Annotated in this window: 20 protein-coding genes; 12 read left to right on the top strand and 8 right to left on the bottom strand. The window is 71.3% G+C overall.

From position 1 onward, the window contains the following. The first annotated feature begins 1 nt into the window (after position 1). The 3 genes from ACIQAC_RS35985 (at position 2) to ACIQAC_RS35975 (ending at position 2,935) form a co-directional block, all read left to right on the top strand. Entirely contained in the window at positions 2-1,102 is a 1,101-nt protein-coding gene (locus ACIQAC_RS35985) for a hypothetical protein (protein ID WP_402199065.1), read from the top strand. After that, positions 1,099-2,442: a hypothetical protein gene (locus ACIQAC_RS35980; RefSeq protein WP_402198863.1), complete on the top strand. Its 1,344-nt coding sequence runs from the start codon at positions 1,099-1,101 to the stop codon at positions 2,440-2,442. The genes ACIQAC_RS35985 and ACIQAC_RS35980 overlap by 4 nt, the downstream gene beginning before the upstream one ends. A 115-nt stretch (positions 2,443-2,557) precedes the next feature. Next, a complete protein-coding gene (locus ACIQAC_RS35975; protein WP_402198861.1) occupies positions 2,558-2,935 on the top strand; it encodes a peptidase inhibitor family I36 protein in 378 nt (125 codons plus the stop codon). Between the two features lie 71 nt (positions 2,936-3,006). Here ACIQAC_RS35975 and ACIQAC_RS35970 read toward each other — a convergent pair whose 3' ends face one another. Beyond that, a complete protein-coding gene (locus tag ACIQAC_RS35970) occupies positions 3,007-4,500 on the bottom strand; it encodes a peptide MFS transporter (RefSeq protein ID WP_402198859.1) in 1,494 nt (497 codons plus the stop codon). A 297-nt stretch (positions 4,501-4,797) separates the two neighbouring features. Between ACIQAC_RS35970 and ACIQAC_RS35965 the strand changes: the two genes are divergently transcribed. Further along, complete coding sequence (locus tag ACIQAC_RS35965; protein WP_355739402.1) at positions 4,798-5,475, top strand: response regulator transcription factor; 678 nt, start codon at positions 4,798-4,800, stop codon at positions 5,473-5,475. Positions 5,476-5,643: 168 nt separating this feature from the next. Continuing rightward, on the top strand, positions 5,644-6,915 hold the full coding sequence (locus ACIQAC_RS35960; protein WP_402198857.1) for an ATP-binding protein: 1,272 nt from the start codon (positions 5,644-5,646) through the stop codon (positions 6,913-6,915). Positions 6,916-7,058: 143 nt separating this feature from the next. Here the strand turns inward: ACIQAC_RS35960 and ACIQAC_RS35955 are convergent, their stop codons facing one another. Beyond that, positions 7,059-7,652 carry a GtrA family protein gene (locus ACIQAC_RS35955; RefSeq protein ID WP_402198855.1) on the bottom strand — a complete coding sequence of 198 codons (594 nt, stop codon included), beginning with the start codon at positions 7,650-7,652 and terminating at the stop codon, positions 7,059-7,061. A 304-nt stretch (positions 7,653-7,956) separates the two neighbouring features. On the opposite strand from ACIQAC_RS35955, the gene ACIQAC_RS35950 reads away from it, so the two are divergent. The 4 genes from ACIQAC_RS35950 to ACIQAC_RS35935 all read left to right on the top strand — a co-directional run bounded on the left by ACIQAC_RS35950 (position 7,957) and on the right by ACIQAC_RS35935 (position 12,097). Then, the gene (locus tag ACIQAC_RS35950; RefSeq protein ID WP_402198854.1) at positions 7,957-9,117 is read left to right on the top strand and encodes a 5-(carboxyamino)imidazole ribonucleotide synthase; all 1,161 of its coding nucleotides are present in this window, start codon (positions 7,957-7,959) and stop codon (positions 9,115-9,117) included. Beyond that, positions 9,114-9,647, top strand: coding sequence for a 5-(carboxyamino)imidazole ribonucleotide mutase (gene purE, locus ACIQAC_RS35945; protein ID WP_402198852.1), 534 nt, complete (start codon positions 9,114-9,116; stop codon positions 9,645-9,647). Before ACIQAC_RS35950 ends, purE begins: the two co-directional genes overlap by 4 nt. A 5-nt stretch (positions 9,648-9,652) precedes the next feature. After that, on the top strand, positions 9,653-10,831 hold the full coding sequence (locus ACIQAC_RS35940; RefSeq protein ID WP_402198850.1) for a dipeptidase: 1,179 nt from the start codon (positions 9,653-9,655) through the stop codon (positions 10,829-10,831). Between the two features lie 141 nt (positions 10,832-10,972). Then, entirely contained in the window at positions 10,973-12,097 is a 1,125-nt protein-coding gene (locus ACIQAC_RS35935; RefSeq protein ID WP_402198847.1) for a dipeptidase, read from the top strand. Positions 12,098-12,112: 15 nt separating this feature from the next. Here the strand turns inward: ACIQAC_RS35935 and ACIQAC_RS35930 are convergent, their stop codons facing one another. Both ACIQAC_RS35930 and ACIQAC_RS35925 read right to left on the bottom strand, forming a co-directional pair. Further along, positions 12,113-12,508 (bottom strand): VOC family protein, encoded by a 396-nt coding sequence (locus tag ACIQAC_RS35930; RefSeq protein WP_402198846.1) that lies wholly within the window; start codon positions 12,506-12,508, stop codon positions 12,113-12,115. A 59-nt stretch (positions 12,509-12,567) separates the two neighbouring features. Next, entirely contained in the window at positions 12,568-12,927 is a 360-nt protein-coding gene (locus ACIQAC_RS35925; protein ID WP_402198843.1) for a VOC family protein, read from the bottom strand. Between the two features lie 127 nt (positions 12,928-13,054). On the opposite strand from ACIQAC_RS35925, the gene ACIQAC_RS35920 reads away from it, so the two are divergent. Beyond that, the gene (locus ACIQAC_RS35920; RefSeq protein ID WP_402198840.1) at positions 13,055-13,561 is read left to right on the top strand and encodes a CGNR zinc finger domain-containing protein; all 507 of its coding nucleotides are present in this window, start codon (positions 13,055-13,057) and stop codon (positions 13,559-13,561) included. Positions 13,562-13,670: 109 nt separating this feature from the next. Here the strand turns inward: ACIQAC_RS35920 and ACIQAC_RS35915 are convergent, their stop codons facing one another. Beyond that, complete coding sequence (locus ACIQAC_RS35915; RefSeq protein WP_402198838.1) at positions 13,671-15,014, bottom strand: UDP-glucose dehydrogenase family protein; 1,344 nt, start codon at positions 15,012-15,014, stop codon at positions 13,671-13,673. Positions 15,015-15,206: 192 nt separating this feature from the next. Here ACIQAC_RS35915 and ACIQAC_RS35910 point away from each other — a divergent pair, with 192 nt between their 5' ends. Then, positions 15,207-16,364 carry an acyl-CoA dehydrogenase gene (locus ACIQAC_RS35910; protein WP_402198836.1) on the top strand — a complete coding sequence of 386 codons (1,158 nt, stop codon included), beginning with the start codon at positions 15,207-15,209 and terminating at the stop codon, positions 16,362-16,364. Between the two features lie 39 nt (positions 16,365-16,403). Here ACIQAC_RS35910 and ACIQAC_RS35905 read toward each other — a convergent pair whose 3' ends face one another. Both ACIQAC_RS35905 and ACIQAC_RS35900 read right to left on the bottom strand, forming a co-directional pair. Beyond that, complete coding sequence (locus tag ACIQAC_RS35905) at positions 16,404-17,027, bottom strand: HAD family hydrolase (protein ID WP_402198834.1); 624 nt, start codon at positions 17,025-17,027, stop codon at positions 16,404-16,406. Beyond that, entirely contained in the window at positions 17,024-18,307 is a 1,284-nt protein-coding gene (locus tag ACIQAC_RS35900; protein WP_402198832.1) for an LCP family protein, read from the bottom strand. The genes ACIQAC_RS35905 and ACIQAC_RS35900 overlap by 4 nt, the downstream gene beginning before the upstream one ends. A 119-nt stretch (positions 18,308-18,426) precedes the next feature. Here ACIQAC_RS35900 and ACIQAC_RS35895 point away from each other — a divergent pair, with 119 nt between their 5' ends. Beyond that, positions 18,427-18,975: an acyl-CoA thioesterase gene (locus ACIQAC_RS35895; RefSeq protein ID WP_402198829.1), complete on the top strand. Its 549-nt coding sequence runs from the start codon at positions 18,427-18,429 to the stop codon at positions 18,973-18,975. Positions 18,976-19,450: 475 nt separating this feature from the next. Here ACIQAC_RS35895 and ACIQAC_RS35890 read toward each other — a convergent pair whose 3' ends face one another. Continuing rightward, a complete protein-coding gene (locus tag ACIQAC_RS35890; RefSeq protein ID WP_402198826.1) occupies positions 19,451-20,944 on the bottom strand; it encodes an LCP family protein in 1,494 nt (497 codons plus the stop codon). Position 20,945 lies beyond the last annotated feature (1 nt).

The following is a 20,945-nucleotide window of genomic DNA, read 5'->3' as shown; positions in this document are numbered from 1 at the left end:
GATGCTGCTGGGCGCGGCGCTCGCGCTGCTGCTGGTCGTGCCGCCGGCCGCGTTCGCCGCCGACGAGCCGACGGTGAAGCTGTCCAGGGCGCAGGCGGGGACGGGTGGTTCGGTCACCGTCACCGGGGAGGGCTGGCGGGCGCGCACCCTGCTGATGATCCTGGTCTGCGGACAGTCCGTGCCGTCCCGGGGTGTGGTCGGCGGCACCAACTCCTGTGCCAACGCCGACGGACGGGCGGTCACCACCGACGCCGAGGGCCGGTTCCGGCGGGAACTGCCGGTGGCCGAGCCGCCGGTGCCGTGCCCGTGTGTGGTGCACGTGGCCACGGTGACCGGCGCGAAGGCGCAGGCCGACGCGGTGTTCCAGGTCGCCGGGCACGCCGTGGAGCCGCTGCCCGCGGAGCCGGCCGGCGGCCGCCTCTCCGTGCTGACCGACACCCGGCTCGACGGTTCCGGCGGACTGCTCACCTGGTTCGGGGCGCCTCCCACGCGCACCCTGGTCTTCACCGTCGGCAACGTCGGCACCGAGCCGGTGAAGGACCCGGTCTTCCAGGTCGGCACCTCCCACGGCGTGTTCGCGCCCCAGTGGGAGGAACGTCAGTGGCGCGGCACGGTCGAGCCCGGCGAGAAGGCCCGTGTCGAACTGCCGGTGGAGCTCACCGCGGGCGCGCACGGCGACTACACCGTCTCGCTCAAGTACAGCGGGAGGATCCTCGCCGAGCAGCCATGGGGCGTGGGCCGGCCGTGGGGCGTGACGCTGTTCTGGATCCTGGTCTGCGTCGTCGTCCCGGCGGCCGTGTTCCGCGCCGGGATGGCGGTCGTGGACCGGCTCCGCCCGCGCCGGCCCGGCGGCCCCCGCCACCGCGCGTCCCTCCGGCTGCCCGAACTCACCCTCCGCAGGCCCACCCTGACACCCCGTCAGCGTCCACCCCGCTCCACCCCACCCTCGTCCACGCTGCCGTGGTTCACCCCGGACTCCGCTCCGGGCACGGCCGGCGGGCTCTCCGCACCGCACGACGACCACCCTCCCCCGCACTCGGCTTCGCTCGAGCGGGGGGACCCCCATCGTCCTGCGACTCCGATCAGGAAGGGACCCCCGTGAGTACGCGAAGGAGAGTCACCCCGGCCGCCGGTCCCGGCGGTGTACGAAGAGCCGGCGCCGTCGGCCTCGCGCTGACGCTCGGCGGAGCCGCCGCCCTGCTCGGCGTGGCGGGCGGGCCCGCGCAGGCCGCCGAAGCCTCGTATGCGACCGAATGCATCCCGCCCGCGATCTCCGGGCTGCCGCCGGTCCAGGGCACCACGAAGGCGGCGATCAGCGCGCCCGCGGAGGCGAAGGTCGGGGACGAGGTCGAGATCGTCTGGACGTTTGTGCAGGCCGCCTCCAAGAACCCGGACATCCTCGATCTGGAGCAGGACACGGTGAAGCCGACCGGCACGCTCAAGGCGGCCGGGGCGCAGAGCGCCGACATCGCGATGGACGGGCCGCGCACGAACCCGCCCATCCCCAAGGGCGGCGACATGAAGCTGTCCGAGATGAAGGGGAAGCTGAAGCTGACGGCGGTGGGCGAGGTGACGCTGACGCCGGACGCGTACGCCATCAACGTCAGCAAGCCGATCTCGACGGACACCAAGTGCGCGCCGAAGGAGCCGGTGCGGCCGGCGGCGACGATCAAGGTCACCGAGGGCGGCGGCGGTACGGAAACACCCACGCCCACCCCCACACCTACTCCGACCGTGACCCCGACGGACGACCCGACGGACACGGCGTCCCCCACACCCACCGTCTCCGCGACCGGCGGCGGCCCGACCGACCTCACCGGCGAGGAGGTCCAGGTCCCCTATGCGTGCAAGACCCCCATCGGCGACCGGAACGCGACCTCGCCGGTGCAGATCAACGCCACGAAGAACGGCGGGAGTTACGACCTCACCGTGCAGTTCAAGAAGTCGGTCATGGACAGCCCGGCGCCGATCCCGGCGGACTCCGTGAAGCCGAAGATGCAGGTGGTGATCGGCGGCGACGACGAGGGCACGGTCGCGGTGGAGGGCCCGACCAACTCCGCGCCCATCGCGGCCGGCGACCCGATCGAGATCCCGGACCTCAAGGGCACGTACCGGCCGGGCGCGACCGGCAGGGCCACCCTGGCCCCGGGTGTGCTCACGATCGAGGCCTTGGGCACCACAACGACCTGCACACCGGAGCGGTCCCTGGTCTCGCTGACCCTCGACACCACGGAACAGGAGGGCGGCGCGTCGACCTCCGGCGGTGGCACGGCCGGCGGCGGCACGGCGGTGTCGGGCGGTACGTCGTCGTCCGGCGGCGGCCTCGCCGAGACGGGCTCCTCCGAGAACGGCGCCCTGAAGGCCCTCGGCCTGGTGGCGGGCACGGCGGTGCTGCTGGGCGGCGCGGTCTTCACGTTCATGCCACGGCGCGGGATGCGATGAGGTCACCCGGCGGCGTCCGTTGAACTCTGCACGATCAGGCGGAGTCGGACGCCGTACGGGAAGGGTGGCAGCGCTCCCGGGCCCGGGAGGCCGGCGCCTGCCTAGGGTCATGCGCATGACGACCTTCTCTGCCACGGCCAAGCGCCGGGCCGCGCTGTTCCTCGGTGCCGCCACCCTCGCCACCTCGGCCGGCCTCGGCGCCGCCGCCCCGGCCAGTGCGGCGGCCTCGGACTGCAACGGCTATCAGCTGTGCCTCTTCACGGACGCCAACTACGGCGGCACGCTCATCCGGTGGAACTACCTCCCGGCCGGGGGGACCCTCCCGAGCGACCACGACAGCGTCTCCTCGATCGTGAACAACTCGGGGTCCAACATCTGCTTCTACGAGCACCCCGGCTACGGCGGACTGAAGTTCACGGTCGGCCCCTGGCAGAAGTGGGCCACCGTTCCGGACTGGATCAACGACAAGATCAGCTCTCTGACACCGTGTTGAGACACCCGTGACGCGGAAAGGGCCGCCCTGAGAACAGGCGGCCCTTCCCACTCGTCGGCAACGAACCCGCGTCAGCGCACGTCGCCCATCAGCTGCTTCACCCTGCTGCGGTACATGAACACCGCGACGCCCGCGAGGACGGCCAGCGCGGCCTCCGCGGCGACGACACCGGTCTTGTTCAGGTCCACGCCGTACGTGGAGAGCAGGCCCGTGACCGCGTCACCGGCCGTCACCGCGAGGAACCAGACGCCCATCATCTGCGAGGCGTACTTCGCCGGGGCCATCTTCGTGGTCACCGACAGGCCCACCGGGGAGAGCATCAGCTCACCGGTCGTCTGGCAGAAGTAGATCAGCACGATCCACCACGGCGAGACCGCGCCGCCGTCGGCCGCCACCAGCGGCAGCAGGAAGACGAAGAACGAGATGCCGACCAGGACCAGACCGCCCGAGAACTTGGCGATCGTCGTCGGCTCCTTGCTGCTGCGGGCCAGCGCCAGCCAGATGGTGGCGAAGACCGGGGCCAGCGCCATCACCAGGACCGGGTTGACCGACTGGAACCAGGAGACAGGGAACTCCCAGCCGAAGACGTGGTTGTCCACATGGTCGTCGGCGAAGATCGACAGGGTCGAGCCGCCCTGGTCGTAGATCATCCAGAAGACGGCCGCGGCGACGAAGAACCAGATGTAGCCGGAGACCCGGGACTGCTCGGCGCCGGTCAGCTCCTTGTCGCGCTTGATCCGCGCCAGGACGCCGACCGGGACGACCAGACCGATGATCATCAGCGGGACCATCACCCAGTTCAGGGTGTAGGTGCCGGTGCCCACGACGACGGCGTAGAAGACCACCGCGATCAGCAGCCAGATCATGGACTTGCGCAGTGTGGAGTTGCGCTCCTCCGTGCTGAGCGGCTTCGGGACGACGCTGGAGCGGTCGGCCAGGTGGCGGCTGCCGAGCAGGAACTGGACCAGGCCCAGCGCCATGCCGAGCGCGGCGAGCGCGAAGCCGAGGTGCCAGTTCACCTTCTGCCCGACCGTGCCGATGATCAGCGGCGCGGCGAAGGCACCCAGGTTGATGCCCATGTAGAAGACCGTGAAGCCGCCGTCGCGGCGCGGGTCGTTCGGGCCGTCGTAGAGGTGCCCGACCATGGTCGAGATGTTGGACTTCAGCAGGCCGGAGCCGATGGCCACCAGCAGCAGACCGAAGTAGAAGGTGCCCGCCGTCGGCAGGGCCAGGACCAGGTGGCCGGCCATGATGACCGAGCCCGCGATCGCGACCGTCCGGCGCGGACCCCAGACGCGGTCGCCGAACCAGCCGCCGGGCATGGCCAGCAGGTACACCGTCGAGACGTAGACGGAGTAGATGGCGATCGCCGTACCGGCGTCCAGGCCGAGCCCGGCGGGGGCGACCAGGTAGAGGGGGAGCAGTGCCCTCATGCCGTAGTAGGAGAATCGCTCCCACATCTCGGTCATGAAGAGAGTGGCCAGTCCGCGGGGGTGGCCGAAGAAGGTCTGCTCGGAGCCGGGGGTGCCCGGGCGGGCCGAGTCCTTCGTCAGGCTGGACGCCATGGTCGTTCCTTGCTGGTCGGGACGCGCGGTGGAGCGGAGCGCGCCCGGTGGGGGGCACACAAAAGAGACCTTCAGCGTCGAATGGCAGCCAAAGGTCCCGGGTGGTGCTTCAGGCGTCCAATCACCATACGACAGTGTGCGGCAGCAAATGGAAGGTCTTGAGACCGGGATCACAGGCTCGTCCGGCCACGGACCGCCCGGGCCCGCGGGCGCCGAAATGTCCCCCATGTGGCCGGGTAAGAATCCGTCCAGGCGATCTCACCTCGGTGTTGACCTCGTCGGGACTACCATCACCACATGACCCGTGTACTGCTCGCCGAGGACGATTCCTCCATCTCGGAGCCCCTGGCCCGCGCACTGCGCCGCGAGGGGTACGAGGTCGAGGTGCGTGAGGACGGACCGACCGCACTCGACGCGGGAATGCAGGGCGGCGTGGATCTGGTCGTGCTGGACCTCGGACTGCCCGGCATGGACGGCCTGGAGGTGGCGCGCAGGCTGCGTGCCGAGGGCCACACCGTGCCGATCCTCATCCTGACCGCACGTGCGGACGAGGTGGACACGGTCGTCGGGCTCGACGCCGGCGCCGACGACTACGTCACCAAGCCGTTCCGGCTCGCCGAACTGCTCGCCCGGGTGCGTGCCCTGCTGCGGCGCGGCGCGGCCGAGCCCCAGCAGCCGCCGGCCACCCACGGGGTGCGGATCGACGTCGAGTCGCACCGCGCCTGGATGGGCGAGGAGGAGCTCCAGCTCACGGCGAAGGAGTTCGACCTGCTGCGGGTGCTGGTACGGGACGCGGGGCGGGTGGTCACGCGTGACCAGCTGATGCGGGAGGTCTGGGACACCACGTGGTGGTCCTCGACCAAGACGCTGGACATGCACATCTCGTGGCTGCGGAAGAAGCTCGGCGACGACGCCGCGAATCCCCGGTACATCGCCACCGTGCGGGGTGTGGGTTTCCGGTTCGAGAAGAGCTGAGCGCTGCGCTGTGCCTCGCCGGCTCGTGTCGGAGCGGGGTGGGGCGGGGCGGAAGAGGTTGTGTGGCAAGGTGCGGGCCGTTCGTGGCTGATCGCGCCCGCGCGGCGGAGCCGCATATTGATACAGCCCCGCGCCCCTCACAGGGCGCTACAGCACAGGTGAGAAGTCATGCGCCGTCGATTGATCCAGTCCACCCTCGCCGTGGTGCTCGTGGTGATCGCCGTGTTCGGGGTCTCGCTCGTCATCGTCGAGACCCGGACGATCAGCAACAGCGCCGAGGAGCGGGTGACGTCCGAGGCGCTGCGGCTCGCCAGCATCGTCGACAGCCGGATCCTCGGCGAGGAGCAGATCTCCGCGGCCGTGCTGCGGGACCAGGTGGGTCCCAACCAGTACGCGGTGATCCGGATGCCGGGCCGGGCGCCCATCGAGATCGGTGACAAGCCCACCGGGCAGGTCATCGAGGACACCGCCCGCGGCGAGGAGGGCGAGACCGTCCTCTTCCAGGAGTCGCGCTCCTCGGTGACCGAGGAGGTCGGCCGTACGCTGCTGATCATCGGCCTGGTCGCGCTGCTCGCGGTGATCGCCGCGGTGCTGCTCGCCGTCCGGCAGGCGAACCGGCTCGCCTCACCGCTCACCGACCTCGCCGAGACCGCCGAGCGCCTCGGGTCCGGCGATCCGCGCCCCCGCCACAAGCGGTACGGCGTCCCCGAGCTGGACCGGGTCGCCGACGTCCTGGACTCCTCCGCCGAGCGCATCGGGCGGATGCTCACCGCGGAGCGCCGGCTCGCCGCCGACGCCTCCCACCAGCTGCGTACGCCGCTCACCGCGCTGTCCATGCGGCTGGAGGAGATCACCCTCACCGACGACCCGGACACGGTGAAGGAGGAGGCGACCATCGCGCTCGGGCAGGTGGAGCGGCTCACCGACGTGGTGGAGCGGCTGCTGACCAACTCCCGTGACCCGCGCACCGGTTCGGCCGTCGCCTTCGACCTCGACGAGGTCATCCAGCAGCAGCTCGCCGAGTGGCGCCCCGCCTACCGGCAGGCCGGCCGGGCCGTCGTCAGCTCCGGCAAGCGGCATCTCCAGGCGGTCGGCACACCGGGCGCGGTCGCCCAGGTGCTGGCCGCGCTGATCGAGAACTCCCTGATGCACGGTGGCGGCACGGTCGCGCTGCGCACCCGGGTCACCGGCACCCAGGCCGTCATCGAGATCACCGACGAGGGCCCCGGCGTCCCCGCCGATCTGGGTGCCCGGATCTTCGAGCGGGCCATCAGCGGCCGTAACTCCACGGGTATCGGACTCGCCGTGGCCCGCGACCTCGCGGAGGCCGACGGCGGGCGCCTGGAGATGCTCCAGGCCCAGCCCCCCGTCTTCGCCCTCTTCCTGTCCCGCACCCCGGTCAAGAAGACATCAGGCAGCGGAGCCAACACCGTCCGCTGACGGGGACGGGCCAACCGGACCCGCCGGGGTGGCCCGGAATGGCCGGGGTGATGGCGGGACGCCAGGACGGCGGGGCCGTCGGGATGGCCGAAAGACGCCGGGCCCGGGCGAGAGGGAGGGGCTCGGGGGAGGGGGTGGGGGGCTCAGACTCGGGCGCGTTGGCGTTGGCGTTGGCGCTGGCGTACCGGCCGGCCGCGTGGCTGGGGCTCTTCGAGGTGGGCCTCGGTGCCCGGCTGGGCCGCGGCGACGGGGGCCTCGTCCGTCGGCTGGTCGGGGGCGGGCATGGCCTTGAAGACCCAGCTGCGGTACGACCAGAAGCGGAACAGCGTGGCGATGCCGATGCCGACGAACTTGAAGACGTTGCTCTGCACCGGGCTGTCCCAGCCGAAGCCGTAGGTCGCGAGGAAGAGCACACCGTTCTCGATGACCAGGCCGACGGCGCTGAACAGCAGGAACAGCATCATCTCGCGGGTGCGGCCGTTCTTGTCACGGTCGCGGTAGGTGAAGTAGCGGAAGCCGATGTAGTTGAAGGCGATCGCCACGACGGTGGCTATCACACTGGCCCGCACGACCTGGAGGTCGGTGACGCTCCGCACCAGGTTGAAGACGAGAAGATTGACGAGCAGCCCCGCCCCACCGACCGCTCCGAACTTGGCGACCTCGCGTGTGATGCGCTCGATGCGCAGCCGGAGCGCGCTGGGGGGCGCCGCATGGAGCCCCGAAGAACCACGTCCCATGGTCGTGAAGGCCCCGTCCGTCGGATTTCGTCAACTCCGTCATGCTAACCACCCCCCTTCCGTGATCGCCCGCGGTCGGGTTCACAGTTCGGACACGGGAGGTAAAGAAAGCGGGAAGAAATCCGGCGCGGAAGGGGCGGATCGGGGCCGGGGGCGGACATGCAGGTCAAGGCGGTGTAAAGGGTTGGGTAAGAGGCGCTTGGACAGCCGCAAATGATGGTGAAACGGTCATCGGCCGGAGAGTGGAGCGGGGCCGGGAGACGGGGTCATCCGGGCGCGGTCGCGCGGCCGATACCCTGGGAGCGTGACGTTCCCGGTAGTCGGCATGGTCGGCGGGGGCCAGCTCGCGCGTATGACACACGAGGCAGGCATCCCGCTCGGCATCAAATTCAAGCTCCTCAGTGACACCCCTCAGGATTCCGCGGCCCAGGTCGTGAGCGATGTCGTCCTCGGCGACTACCGCGACCTGGCGACTCTGCGTGCCTTCGCGCGGGGCTGTGACGTGATCACCTTTGATCACGAGCACGTCCCCACCGAGCATCTGCGGGCCCTGGAGGCGGACGGCATCCCCGTCCGCCCCGGCCCCGCCGCGCTGGTGCACGCCCAGGACAAGGGGGTGATGCGCGCCAGGCTGACCGCGATCGGCGTGCCCTGTCCACGGCACCGGATCGTGACCGACCCGGCCGACGTCGCCGCGTTCGCCGCCGAGGGCCTGCCCGACGGGGCCGAGGGCGACGGCTTCCCGGTCGTCCTCAAGACCGTCCGCGGCGGCTACGACGGCAAGGGCGTCTGGGTCGTCGACTCCGCCGAGGAGGCCGCGGCCCCGTTCAGGGCGGGTGTGCCCGTGCTCGCCGAGGAGAAGGTCGACTTCGTCCGCGAGCTGGCCGCCAACGTCGTACGGTCCCCGCACGGCCAGGCCGTGGCCTACCCGGTCGTCGAGTCCCGGCAGGTCGACGGCGTCTGCGACACCGTGATCGCGCCCGCCCCCGACCTGCCCGAGCACCGTGCGCTGGCGGCCGAGGAGATGGCCCTGCGCATCGCCAAGGAACTCGACGTGGTCGGTCACCTCGCCGTCGAGCTGTTCGAGACCCGCGACGGCCGCGTCCTCGTCAACGAGCTCGCGATGCGCCCGCACAACTCCGGGCACTGGACCCAGGACGGCGCGATCACCTCCCAGTTCGCCAACCACGTGCGGGCCGTCCTCGACCTGCCGCTCGGCGACCCCCGCCCGCGCGCGAAGTGGACGGTGATGGTCAACGTCCTCGGCGGCGACTACCCCGACATGTACTCCGCGTACCTGCACTGCATGGCCCGCGACCCCCGGCTGAAGATCCACATGTATGGCAAGGACGTGAAACCCGGCCGCAAGGTGGGCCACGTCAACACCTATGGCGACGACCTCGACGACGTGCTGGAGCGCGCCCGTCACGCGGCCGCCTATCTGAGAGGGACGATCACGGAATGAGCCCGGTCGTAGGCATTGTCATGGGGTCGGACTCCGACTGGCCCGTCATGGAGGCCGCCGCCAAGGCCCTCGACGAGTTCGAGATCGCGTACGAGGTCGACGTCGTCTCCGCGCACCGGATGCCGCGCGAGATGATCACGTACGGCGAGCAGGCCGCCGGGCGCGGACTGAAGGCGATCATCGCGGGCGCCGGGGGAGCAGCCCACCTCCCGGGCATGCTGGCCTCCGTCACCCCGCTGCCGGTCATCGGCGTCCCGGTGCCACTGAAGTACCTCGACGGCATGGACTCCCTGCTCTCCATCGTGCAGATGCCGGCCGGCGTCCCGGTCGCCACCGTCTCCGTCGCCGGCGCGCGCAACGCCGGACTGCTCGCGGCCCGGATGCTCGCCGCGCACGACGACGAACTCCTCCAGCGGATGCGGGAGTTCCAGCAGGACCTGAACGACCAGGCCACCGAGAAGGGCAAGCGGCTGCGCGCCAAGGTCGAGGGCGCGGCGAGCGCCGACTTCGGCTTCGGCACGGGGAAGTGACCGGCATGAGCGCACTGGAGACCGCCCGCGCGCTGCTGCGCGAGTTCCCCGTCGTCGACGGCCACAACGACCTGCCGTGGGCCCTGCGCGACCAGGTCCGCTACGACCTCGCCGCCCGGGACATCGCCACCGACCAGGCCGCCCATCTGCACACCGACATCCCGCGGCTGCGCGCGGGCGGCGTCGGCGCCCAGTACTGGTCGGTGTACGTCCGCGCGGACCTCCCGGACCCGGTCCCGGCGACGCTGGAACAGATCGACTGCGTACGGCAGTTGCTGGCCCGCTACCCGCAGGACCTGGCGCCGGCGCGCACCGCGGCGGACATGGAGGCGGCCCGCGCCGAGGGCCGTATCGCCTCCCTGATGGGCGCCGAGGGCGGCCACTCCATCGCCAACTCCCTCGCCACCCTGCGCGCGTTGTACACACTCGGCGTGCGGTACATGACGCTCACCCACAACGACAACGTGGACTGGGCGGACTCCGCGACGGACGAGCCCGGCGTCGGCGGCCTCTCCCCGTTCGGCCGCGAGGTGGTCCGGGAGATGAACCGTTCCGGCATGCTCGTCGACCTGTCCCACGTGGCCGCGACGACCATGCGCGACGCGCTGGACGCCACCGCCGCGCCGGTGATCTTCTCGCACTCCTCGTCCCGGGCCGTCTGCGACCACCCGCGCAACATCCCCGACGACGTGCTGGAGCGGCTGCCCGCCAACGGCGGCGTCGCCATGGTGACGTTCGTACCGAAGTTCGTCCTCCAGGCCGCCGTCGACTGGACGGCCGCCGCCGACGACAACATGCGGGCCCACGGCTTCCACCCGCTCGACACCACCGCCGAGGCGATGAAGGTCCACCACGCCTTCGAGGAGCACACCCCGCGCCCGGTCGCCACCACGGCCACCGTCGCCGACCACCTGGACCACATGCGCGAGGTCGCCGGCATCGACCACCTCGGCATCGGCGGCGACTACGACGGCACGGCCTTCACCCCCGACGGCCTGAACGACGTCTCCGGCTACCCGAACCTGATCGCGGAGCTCCTCGACCGCGGCTGGTCCACCACCGACCTCACCAAGCTGACCTGGCAGAACGCGGTACGGGTCCTGGGCGCCGCCGAGGACGTGGCCCGAGATCTCCAGGCGACGCGCGGCCCGTCCAACGCCACGATCGGGTCCCTGGACGGCTGACACAGGCTCGGCGCACGGTCCGGGCGTACGAGGCCGTCCTCCGGCGTCGTACGCCCGAACGCCCCATCCACCAGGAAGCCCCCCGGCGCCCCGTGCGACGGTGATCCGTAACGCGATCACCTCGGACGTACGGAGCCGGCCATGGCAGATCTCCAGGACGACCTGCACACCACCCCCGAGGTCGGCGGGCTCGACGCGCTGCCGCCGCTGACCGAGCCGCTCCCGCCCGAGGCCTACGCGCCCGTCTGCGACACGGACGCCGCCCCGCTGGACCGGGCCCGCGCCCTGCTCGCCGCGCACCCCGTCGCCGACGGCTACAGCGGACTGCCGTGGGCGCTGCGGCACCTGCCCTGGTACGACCTCCAGCTCGGCGAGAGCGCCGTCGACACCGATGTGCCGCGGCTGCGCGAGGGCCATGTCGGCGCCCTGTTCTGCTCACTGCACCTGCCCGAGGGGCTCGCCGCCGACCGGGCCGTCGCCGCAACCCTCGAACAGCTCGACCTCGTCCGTACCGTCATCGCCGCCCACCCCGACGGGCTGCGGCTCGCCCGCACCGCCGGACAGGTCATCGACGCCCGCAACTGCGGCCGGGCCGCCGTGCTGCTCGGCCCGGCGACCGCCGCCGCCCTCGACGACTCGCTCGGCATCCTGCGTGTCCTGCACACCCTCGGCCTGCGTGTGCTGACCCTGACCGGCACCTCGTGGGCCAGCGAGGCGGGACTGACCCGGTTCGGCGAGGAGGTGGTGCGGGAGATGAACCGGCTCGGTGTCCTCGCCGACCTGTCCGGCGCCTCCGGGCAGACCGCCCACCGGGTCATCGCCGCGTCCAAGGCGCCCGTCCTGTGCACCCGCTCCGCGGCCCGCGCGCTGCGCCCCCACCCGGCCAACCTCCCCGACGGCCTGCTCGCCGAGCTGGGCGCCGCGAAGGGCCTGTGCATGGTGCCGCTGACCGCCGAGCAGACCGGCCCGACCGTACGGGACGTCGCCGACCATCTCGACCATGTGCGCGAGGTCGCGGGCCCCGAGTGCGTCGGCCTGTCCGGCACCTACGACGCCGGTACCGCCCACCCGCAGGAGCTGGCCGACGCCTCCTGCTACCCGCATCTCATCGCCGAGCTGCTCAGGCGCGGCTGGAGCGAGACCGATCTCGCGCTGCTGACCTGGGGCAACGTACAGCGGGTGCTGCGCGTCGCCGACTTCACCGCGCGGGCCGCCCAGGAGCGCCGCGAGCAGTCGGCGGCCCGGATCGCGGAACTGGACGGCTGACCGGACCGGCGTGGTTCAGGGGCGCTCGATCATGCACAGGCAGAACGGGTGCCCCGCCGGGTCGGCGAAGACCCGGAAGTCCTTCTTGCCGCCCTGGTCGTCCAGGTCCAGCGGCAGCGCCCCGAGCGCCAGCACCTTCTGCTGCGCCACGTCGACGTCCGCCCAGGTGGGGCCCGCGTCGAAGTCGAGGTGGAACTGCTGCCCGTTGCGGTCGGCGCGCGGCCACTCCGGCGGGGTGTAGCCCTCCGACCGCTGGAAACCGAGCCGCGGCCCGTCCGGCACGCCCAGGGTGACCCACTCGTCGTCGTGGTGCTCGGGCGTGCCGCCCGCGACCGCGGCGTAGAAGGCCGCGAGGGCCGCCGGGTCCGGGCAGTCCAGGACGATGTTGCGCAGACGTGCCACCGGTGCCATGTCGGGTCTCCCTGTCGGACTGCGGACTGCGGACTGCGGACTGCGGGTTGCGGGGCCGGTCAGTACTTGCACAGGCAGAACGGGTGCCCCGCCGGGTCCGCGAACACACGCCAGCCGCGCGAGCGGTCCGTGGTGTCCAGCGGCTTCGCGCCGAGCGCGAGGACACCCGCCTCGGCCGCGTCCAGGTCCGCGACCCGGAAGTCCACGTGGAACTGCTGTGAGGAGTCGCCGGCCGGCCACCGCGGCGCCACATGGCCGGGTGCGGCCTGGAAGGCCAGCACGCGCGTGCCGTCCACCCTCACGTCGGCCCAGTCGTCCTCCACCTCGACGCTCCCGCCCAGCACCTCGGCGTAGAACCCGGCGAGCGCCCCCGGGTCGGGACAGTCCAGGACGACGACGTCGATCTCGGCGAGTGCCATGACTTCCTCCTAGTACGAGCCGGCGCGGGGTTCTCGGCGTTACCGACAGAAATCATCCACTGGTAACGTCCGTTACCGCATCCTCCCGCACTACAGGTAACCTCGCAACCATGAACGAGAGACGGGCATGAGCGGGCGACGGTCCGCGCCCGGCGCCCTCGCCCTGATCGAGGCGCTGGTCAACACGCTGGACCTGGAGTCCGGCCGGGACGCTCTCGACACCGCCGAGGGCCGCGCGCCCTTCGGTGTCACCGCCGGCGACCTCACCGGCGTCCGGGAACTGCGCGAGTCCCTGCGGGCCGTCTGTCTCGCGCACGCCGGGCACACCCCGCACGAGCCGGTGACCCCGCTGGGCGAACTGCTGGCCCACGCCCCGCTGCGGGTGGCCGTGGACGGACGGGACGGCTCCGCCGCCCTCGTGCCCGTCGACGACGGACCGCTGCTGTCCCGGATCGCGGCGGCCGTCGCGCAGGGTGTCACGGCCGGCACCTGGACCCGGCTCAAGGCCTGCGAGATGGCCACCTGCCACTGGGCGTACTACGACCGCAGCCCCGCCGGGCGCGGCCGCTGGTGCCGGATGGAGGTGTGCGGGGCGCGGGCCAAGATGCGCCGCTACCGCGCGAAGGAGACGTGATCGACAGGGAGTTCGCCGCCCGGCCGAACCGTCGGTGGGGCAGAATGCGGAAAGACGCCGGTTCGGCCGACTGAGCCTCGGCCGAACCGGCGTTCTTCGCACAGGCGTTTCAGGCGGTCGGCCGCCCCATCGCCCGGTACGTCCATCCCGCGCGCCGCCACACCTCGGGGTCGAGCGCGTTACGGCCGTCCAGCAGGACCCGCGAGGTCGCGACCGCGCCGAGCGCCGCCGGGTCCAGCTCGCGGAACTCCTGCCACTCGGTGAGATGCAGCACGACATGGGCGCCCCGCACGGCCTCCACGGCGGTGTCGGCGTAGCCCAGCGTCGGGAACAGCCGCTTCGCGTTGGCCATGCCCTTCGGGTCGTACACCGTGACCTGGCCGCCCTGGAGGTGGATCTGCCCGGCGACGTTCAGCGCGGGCGAGTCCCGTACGTCGTCGGAGTCCGGCTTGAAGGCGGCGCCGAGCACGGCGACCCGCTTGCCGAGGAACGAGCCGCCGCCGAGCGCCTTGCGGGTCATCTCGACCATCTCGCCGCGGCGCCGCATGTTGATCGAGTCGATCTCGCGCAGGAACGTCAGCGCCTGGTCGGCGCCCAGCTCACCGGCGCGGGCCATGAACGCCCGGATGTCCTTCGGCAGACAGCCGCCGCCGAAGCCGATGCCGGCCCGCAGGAACTTCTTGCCGATCCGGTCGTCGTGGCCGATGGCCTCGGCCAGCTTCAGGACGTCGCCGCCCGCGGCCTCGCAGACCTCGGCCATCGCGTTGATGAAGGAGATCTTCGTGGCGAGGAAGGAGTTCGCGGAGGTCTTCACCAGCTCGGCGGTCGGAAAATCGGTCACCACGAACGGGGTGCCCTCGCCCACCGGCGTCGCGTACACCTCCCGCAGCAGCTTCTCGGCGCGCTCGCCGCGCACCCCCACCACGATCCGGTCCGGGTGCAGGGTGTCCTTGACGGCGAAGCCCTCGCGCAGGAACTCAGGGTTCCAGGCCAGCTCGGCGTCGGCGCCGGCCGGCGCGTGCTTCGCGAGGTAGTCCGCGAGCCGCTCGGCGGAACCCACGGGCACGGTCGACTTGCCGACGACCAGCGCGGGCCCGCTCAGGTGCGGGGCGAGGGAGGCGAACGCGGCGTCGACGTAGCTCATGTCGCAGGCGTAGTCGCCGTGCTTCTGCGGGGTGTTCACACAGACGAAGTGCACGTCGCCGAACGCGGCGACCTCGGCCCAGTCGGTGGTGAAGCGCAGCCGCCCGCTCGATCCCTCGAGCCCGGCGACGTGCTTGCGCAGCAGATCCTCCAGGCCGGGCTCGTACATCGGGACCTCGCCGCGGCGCAGCATCTCGATCTTCTCGGGCACGACGTCGAGGCCGAGCACCTCGAATCCCAGCTCCGCCATGGCCGCGGCGTGGGTGGCGCCGAGGTAGCCGGTGCCGATCACAGTGATCTTGAGGGCCATGCGGACTCCAGGGAAATACGGAGGTGCGTCGGTGGATGCGGTGCCTGAGCATAGTCGGGGGCTTGGACCGCTCCTCAACGGGGAGATTTCCACCTGTCGCCAAGCTCACGTACCCCTGGCGTGGGACGGCCCCTAAAATTTGGGTTACTTAACAGTAGTTAGCGTCACACCGTCTTTGGAGCGTGAGAGACCTTGGCCGGATCGGCTGATTTCGACCTGTACCGCCCGTCCGAGGAGCACGACATGCTCCGGGACGCCGTCCGTTCCCTGGCCGAGGCGAAGATCGCGCCGTTCGCTGCCGTGGTGGACGAGGAGGCGCGCTTCCCGCAGGAGGCGCTGGACGCACTGACGGCCAACGACCTGCACGCGGTGCACGTGCCCGAGGAGTACGGCGGGGCGGGCGCGGACGCCCTGGCCACGGTGATCGTGATCGAGGAGGTGGCGCGGGCCTGCGCGTCCTCCTCGCTGATCCCGGCGGTCAACAAGCTGGGTTCGCTGCCCGTGATCCTCTCCGGCTCCGAGGACCTGAAGAAGCGCTACCTCGGCCCGCTGGCCAAGGGCGACGCGATGTTCTCGTACTGCCTCTCCGAGCCCGACGCCGGCTCGGACGCGGCCGGCATGAAGACGAAGGCGGTCCGCGACGGCGACCACTACGTCCTGAACGGTGTGAAGCGCTGGATCACCAACGCGGGCGTCAGCGAGTACTACACGGTGATGGCGGTGACCGACCCCGAGAAGCGCTCCAAGGGCATCAGCGCCTTCGTGGTCGAGAAGTCCGACGACGGCGTCTCCTTCGGCGCCCCGGAGAAGAAGCTCGGCATCAAGGGCTCCCCGACCCGCGAGGTCTATCTCGACAACGTTCGCATCCCCGCGGACCGCATGATCGGCGCCGAGGGCACCGGCTTCGCCACGGCGATGAAGACCCTGGACCACACCCGCATCACCATCGCGGCCCAGGCCCTCGGCATCGCCCAGGGCGCCCTCGACTACGCCAAGGGCTATGTCAGGGAGCGCAAGCAGTTCGGCAAGCCGATCGCCGACTTCCAGGGCATCCAGTTCATGCTCGCCGACATGGCCATGAAGATCGAGGCGGCCCGTCAGCTGACGTACGCGGCGGCGGCCAAGTCGCAGCGCGGCGACGCCGACCTGACCTTCCAGGGCGCGGCGGCCAAGTGCTTCGCCTCGGACGTGGCGATGGAGGTCACCACGGACGCCGTCCAGCTCCTCGGCGGCTACGGCTACACCCGCGACTACCCGGTCGAGCGCATGATGCGCGACGCCAAGATCACCCAGATCTACGAGGGCACCAACCAGGTCCAGCGCATCGTGATGGCGCGGAACCTGCCGTAGCCGCTGCGCCCTTCTCCGGCCGGCCGGGTCCGGCGCCGCTCAGAGCAGCGGGGCCAGGGCCCGTGCCAGGTCGGCCGGTTCGGTGAAGTGGGCGGTCCGCATACCGAGTCCGGCCGCGGCCGACACGTTCTCCGGACTGTCGTCCACGAACAGACACCGCTGCGGCGGTACGCCCGCCCGGTCGGCGGCGATCCGGTAGATCCGCGGATCCGGCTTGACCAGCCGGACGCGTGCGCTGCTCACCACATGGTGGGCGAGACCGGTCAGGCCCAGCGTCTCCAGGTCCGCCTCCAGCGTGACCGCGGCGTTGGTGACCAGCACCAGCGGCACCACGTCCCGGACCCGGCGCAGCAGGGACACCACCGTCGGATCGGCGTGGAACGGGGCATCGGCGAGCGCCTGCGCCAGCTTGTACGCCAGCGGTTCGGGAACGCTTCCGTCGAAGCCGGCCACGACCACCGACACCCAGTCCCGCATGTCGATCCGGCCCAGCATCAGCGGCAGATCGGCCTCCGGTGCGAACGCCACCTTCATCGTGGTGCCCTCGGCCAGCCCGGCGGCCCGCTCCAGCCGGGTCACCTCGGAAGCGTCGTAGAAGCGGATCACGTTGTCGACGTCGCAGAGCACCGCGTCGAAGGGGCGCGCGCCCCGGGTGCCGGTCACTTGTCGGTGACCGTGACCTTCTGGTCGTTCTTCAGCTCGTTGACCAGTTCCTTGACCTTCGCGGTGTCCCACTGGAGGTTGCCGTTGGCCGAGTTGCCGGCGAGCGGGATGTTCATCGACGTGCCGTCGCCGCCGCTGACGCCCTTCATCGCCCAGAACATGTCGGCCAGGTCGAACAGGCCCATGTCCTTGTCCACGATCAGGGTGTCGAGGCCGGCGCTCATCGTCGGGTACAGCTTGAACGGGTTGAGCACCGTGCCCGGCGTGGCCACCTGGTTGGCGAGCGCGGAGAGGAACTTCTGCTGGTTCTTCGTACGGTCCAGGTCGGAGCCCGCCAGCGCGTACCGGGTGCGGACGAACGCGAGGGCCTGCTCGCCGTCGAGGGTCTGCTTGCCCTTCTTGAAGTCCGCGCCGGACTTGGTGTCCTTGATGTCCTGCGGGATGTCCATCTCGACGCCGCCCACCGCGTCCACGATGTTCGCGAAGCCGGCGAAGCCGATCTCGACGTAGTGGTCGATGTGCAGGCCGGTGTTGAACTCGACGGTACGGACGAGCAGTTCGGGCCCGTCCTCGGCGTAGGCGGCGTTCAGCTTCACCTGGCGGCCGGTGCCCTCGTAGCGCTTGCCGGACTCGGAGCCGACGAACGACGGGATCTCCACGTTGGAGTCACGCGGCAGCGAGACCAGCGTCGAGCCGTTGTCGCCGGTGTGCAGGATCATCATCGAGTCCGTGCGCTTGCCCTCGGCGGAGCCGGTGTGCAGGTCCTTCTTCTCCTCGGCCGTCATGCCCTCACGGCTGTCGGAACCGACGATCAGGTAGTTGGTGCCCTCGCCCGCCTCCGGGCGGTCGATCACCTTGGACAGGTCGACCTCGCGGTTGAGCTTGGAGTCGGCCCAGAAGTAGGTGCCCACGGTCGTGACCACGACCACGGTGACGACGGTGATCGCCGTCCATTTGATACGGCGGCGCCAGTTCGGCGCGGGGCGCGGCTCGCGCGTGCCGTCGCCGCGGCCACCGTGGCCGCCCCCGCCGTAGACCTGGCCGGTGTTGTAGCCACTGTCGTAGCTGTCGCCGTGTCCCTGGCCGTCCACGTACGACGGCTGCTGGGGGACTCCGCCGCCGTACTGCTGCGGCGGTGCGGGCCGGTGCCCGCCGGCTCCGGACGGCCCGCGACGCACCTGGCGCATCACACGTGCGCTCTCCGGCTGTGGGCTCGCGCTGCCGCGCCCGTACCGGCTGTCGCGGTTGTCGTCGGACCATCCCTGGGGCCAGTCATTCATGCGCCCCAGTGTGCAGGTCCCGACCAGGTGCCTTACAAGGTTCGACGGAAAATCAGGGCACGGCTGTTGCGAATCCAACACAAAGTCCTGGGTTCGTTTCACGGCATAGGGTGGACGGCATGACAGACCAGGCCTCCGCCACGGAGTCGGACATACCCGGCAAGCCGACGTCCGCGTCCCGGACCACGCTCAGCCACATCATGAGCCACAACGACACGAACCTGCTGGGTACGGTACACGGTGGCGTGATCATGAAGCTGGTCGACGATGCCGCGGGGGCGGTGGCCGGGCGGCACAGTGGCGGGCCCGCCGTGACCGCGTCCATGGACGAGATGGCGTTCCTGGAGCCGGTCCGGGTCGGTGACCTCGTGCACGTCAAGGCGCAGGTCAACTGGACCGGGCGTACCTCGATGGAGGTAGGGGTCAGGGTCCTCGCCGAGCGCTGGAACGAGTCGACTCCCGCGACGCAGGTCGGGTCGGCGTATCTGGTCTTCGCGGCGGTGGACGCGGACGGGAAGCCGCGGCCGGTGCCGCCTGTCCTGCCGGAGACGGAACGGGATCGGCGGCGTCACCAGGAGGCCCAGATCCGCCGGACCCACCGCTTGGCCCGCCGCCGAGCCATCCTGGCCCTCCGCCAATCCCGAGCCGCAGCCGGCATAGAGGACTAACCCCCACCCACGTGCCACGAGCACCCACACCCGCGTAGCCGCGGGCACTCGCACCCGCGTAGCCGCGGGCAACTGTGCCGCTGGGGCGGCGCCCACCCACCGCCGGCTGCGGCCGGCTGAATCCGCGTAGCCGCGGCCCGCTGTACTCGCGTAGCCGCGGGCAGCTGTGCCGCGGAGGCCGTTCCCGCTCACCCACCGCCGCCGCGGGCAGCTGTGCCGCTGGGGCGGCACGGGTGGGCGCGGCGGCACCCCGTCGCGCCGGGTTGCGCAACGCCCCGCGGTCCAGCCCCCACGCCGGGTGGTGTTGTCGGGTGCGGCGCCGTCGTGGCCGTTCGCGCAGTTCCCCGCGCCCCTGGGGGGGGGTGACGGTTGTTGTGCCGGTGCGGCGCCGTGGTGGCTGGTCGCGCAGTTCCCCGCGCCCCTGGGGGGTGTGCGCCGTCGTACAGGTGGAGGGGCTGCGTGCTCCCCCGTACAGCTAGCCGCAGGCGACCTCGTCGCCGCGTACCACCGGCATTTCCACCCGGTCGGAGCCCTGCGTGCGGGGCGCTTCCTCCGCGTGGACCGGACGGACCGCCTTGAAGTCCGCGCCCACCGTCACCTTCAGCACCGCCCCCAACCCCTTGACCGCCCGCAGCTCACTGCCGGGAAACGCCGCCGCGAGCGACTTCGCCGACCGGTCCCACCGGGGGTCGTACGCCACGACGGTCCGGGCGACGGTCCGGGCGGCGTTCGTGGGCGACTTCGTCGTCCGGAACCCCGCCGCCGCCAGCGCCGTGTCCACCCGCCGCCCCAGCCCCGCGGTCTCCGTACCGTTCTCCACCCGCACCCGGATCTGCTCCGGCGCCACCGGCACCCGCACGACCGGCGTCCGCCGCGGCGCGCCCCCCGTCCGCTCGGCGAGCGGCTTGTCCTCGCGCAGGGCCTTGAAGAGCCGTTCGGACTTCACCGCGTCCCACTTCAGCGTCGAGCCGATGCCCTTCACCGCGTACCCCATCCGCCCGATCGGGACGGTCGTGAACTCCGACGAGGAGGGGGAGAAGTTCCGCATCGCACGCCCGAGGTCCAGCAGCTCGTCCGTGCCGAACCCCTTGTCCGCCCGCACCGACCCCAGCACGGCCCGGGTCACGTCCCGGAACTTCATCGGGTTCAGCAGCACCCCGGAGGAGGTCGCGTGGTCCACCAGCGCGGCCAGGAAGCGCTGCTGGCGCTGCATCCGGCCCAGGTCGGACGCGCCGTCGACGTGCCGCGCGCGGACGTACTGCAACGCCTGCCCGCCCGACATCGTGTGCTTGCCGGCCGGCAGGTTCAGCCCGGTGTACGTGTCCTTCATGGGCGTCGTTGTGCAGATCTCGACCCCGCCGAGGACGTCGACCGTCTTCATGAAGCTGGTGAAGTCGACCTCCAGATAGTGGTCGATCTTCACCCGGGTCATGTGCTCGACCGTGCGCACGGTCAGCCGCGGCCCGCCCTCCGCGTAGGCGGCGTTCAGCTTGATCGGGTGGGCCCGGTGCTGCTCGCCGGTCGTCTCGTCGGTGTGCGCGGGCAGCTCGGCGTAGGAGTCGCGGGGCAGGCTCACCACACTCGCCCGCTCCCGGTCCTCCGAGATGTGCACGATCATGATCGTGTCGGTGCAGTGGCAGGGCGCGCCGCCGAGCCGGTACTTGCGCCGCTCGGCCTGCGAGATCCTGTCCCGTCCGTCGGTGCCGACCAGGAGCACGTTCATGCCGTGCCCGGCGTGCGGGCGGTTCTTCATGTCCTTGAAGGGGTCGACGCGGGCGATGTCCGAGTCGAGGCCGGTCATCACCGTGTGCCCGATACCGGCGGACGCGAGCACCACGACCGACAGGGTGGTGACCGCCCGCATGGCCCAACGGGGCCGTTTGGGCGGTACGGGAGCCCTCGTCGGCCGGGGACGGCGCTGCGGGCGGCGCTGCGGCCCGGCGGGGGGCCGAGGCGGCGTGCTGGACATG

The sequence above is a fragment of the Streptomyces sp. NPDC088387 genome, assembly GCF_044753385.1.
Classification (GTDB): Bacteria; Actinomycetota; Actinomycetes; order Streptomycetales; family Streptomycetaceae; genus Streptomyces.
Note: the sequence above shows the minus strand (reverse complement) of the source record. Positions and strands in the feature narration are given on the sequence as shown.

Excerpts from the sequence above, each read along its gene's own strand:
- ACIQAC_RS35935 (WP_402198847.1), top strand. The coding sequence starts at position 10,973 with ATGGCAGATCTCCAGGACGACCTGCACACCACCCCCGAGGTCGGCGGG.
- ACIQAC_RS35915 (WP_402198838.1), bottom strand. The coding sequence starts at position 15,014 with ATGGCCCTCAAGATCACTGTGATCGGCACCGGCTACCTCGGCGCCACC.
- ACIQAC_RS35900 (WP_402198832.1), bottom strand. The coding sequence starts at position 18,307 with ATGAATGACTGGCCCCAGGGATGGTCCGACGACAACCGCGACAGCCGG.
- ACIQAC_RS35975 (WP_402198861.1), top strand. The coding sequence starts at position 2,558 with ATGACGACCTTCTCTGCCACGGCCAAGCGCCGGGCCGCGCTGTTCCTC.
- ACIQAC_RS35970 (WP_402198859.1), bottom strand. The coding sequence starts at position 4,500 with ATGGCGTCCAGCCTGACGAAGGACTCGGCCCGCCCGGGCACCCCCGGC.
- ACIQAC_RS35920 (WP_402198840.1), top strand. The coding sequence starts at position 13,055 with ATGAGCGGGCGACGGTCCGCGCCCGGCGCCCTCGCCCTGATCGAGGCG.
- ACIQAC_RS35985 (WP_402199065.1), top strand. The coding sequence starts at position 2 with ATGCTGCTGGGCGCGGCGCTCGCGCTGCTGCTGGTCGTGCCGCCGGCC.
- purE (WP_402198852.1), top strand. The coding sequence starts at position 9,114 with ATGAGCCCGGTCGTAGGCATTGTCATGGGGTCGGACTCCGACTGGCCC.
- ACIQAC_RS35940 (WP_402198850.1), top strand. The coding sequence starts at position 9,653 with ATGAGCGCACTGGAGACCGCCCGCGCGCTGCTGCGCGAGTTCCCCGTC.
- ACIQAC_RS35925 (WP_402198843.1), bottom strand. The coding sequence starts at position 12,927 with ATGGCACTCGCCGAGATCGACGTCGTCGTCCTGGACTGTCCCGACCCG.
- ACIQAC_RS35895 (WP_402198829.1), top strand. The coding sequence starts at position 18,427 with ATGACAGACCAGGCCTCCGCCACGGAGTCGGACATACCCGGCAAGCCG.
- ACIQAC_RS35965 (WP_355739402.1), top strand. The coding sequence starts at position 4,798 with ATGACCCGTGTACTGCTCGCCGAGGACGATTCCTCCATCTCGGAGCCC.
- ACIQAC_RS35930 (WP_402198846.1), bottom strand. The coding sequence starts at position 12,508 with ATGGCACCGGTGGCACGTCTGCGCAACATCGTCCTGGACTGCCCGGAC.
- ACIQAC_RS35890 (WP_402198826.1), bottom strand. The coding sequence starts at position 20,944 with ATGTCCAGCACGCCGCCTCGGCCCCCCGCCGGGCCGCAGCGCCGCCCG.
- ACIQAC_RS35960 (WP_402198857.1), top strand. The coding sequence starts at position 5,644 with ATGCGCCGTCGATTGATCCAGTCCACCCTCGCCGTGGTGCTCGTGGTG.
- ACIQAC_RS35955 (WP_402198855.1), bottom strand. The coding sequence starts at position 7,652 with ATGGGACGTGGTTCTTCGGGGCTCCATGCGGCGCCCCCCAGCGCGCTC.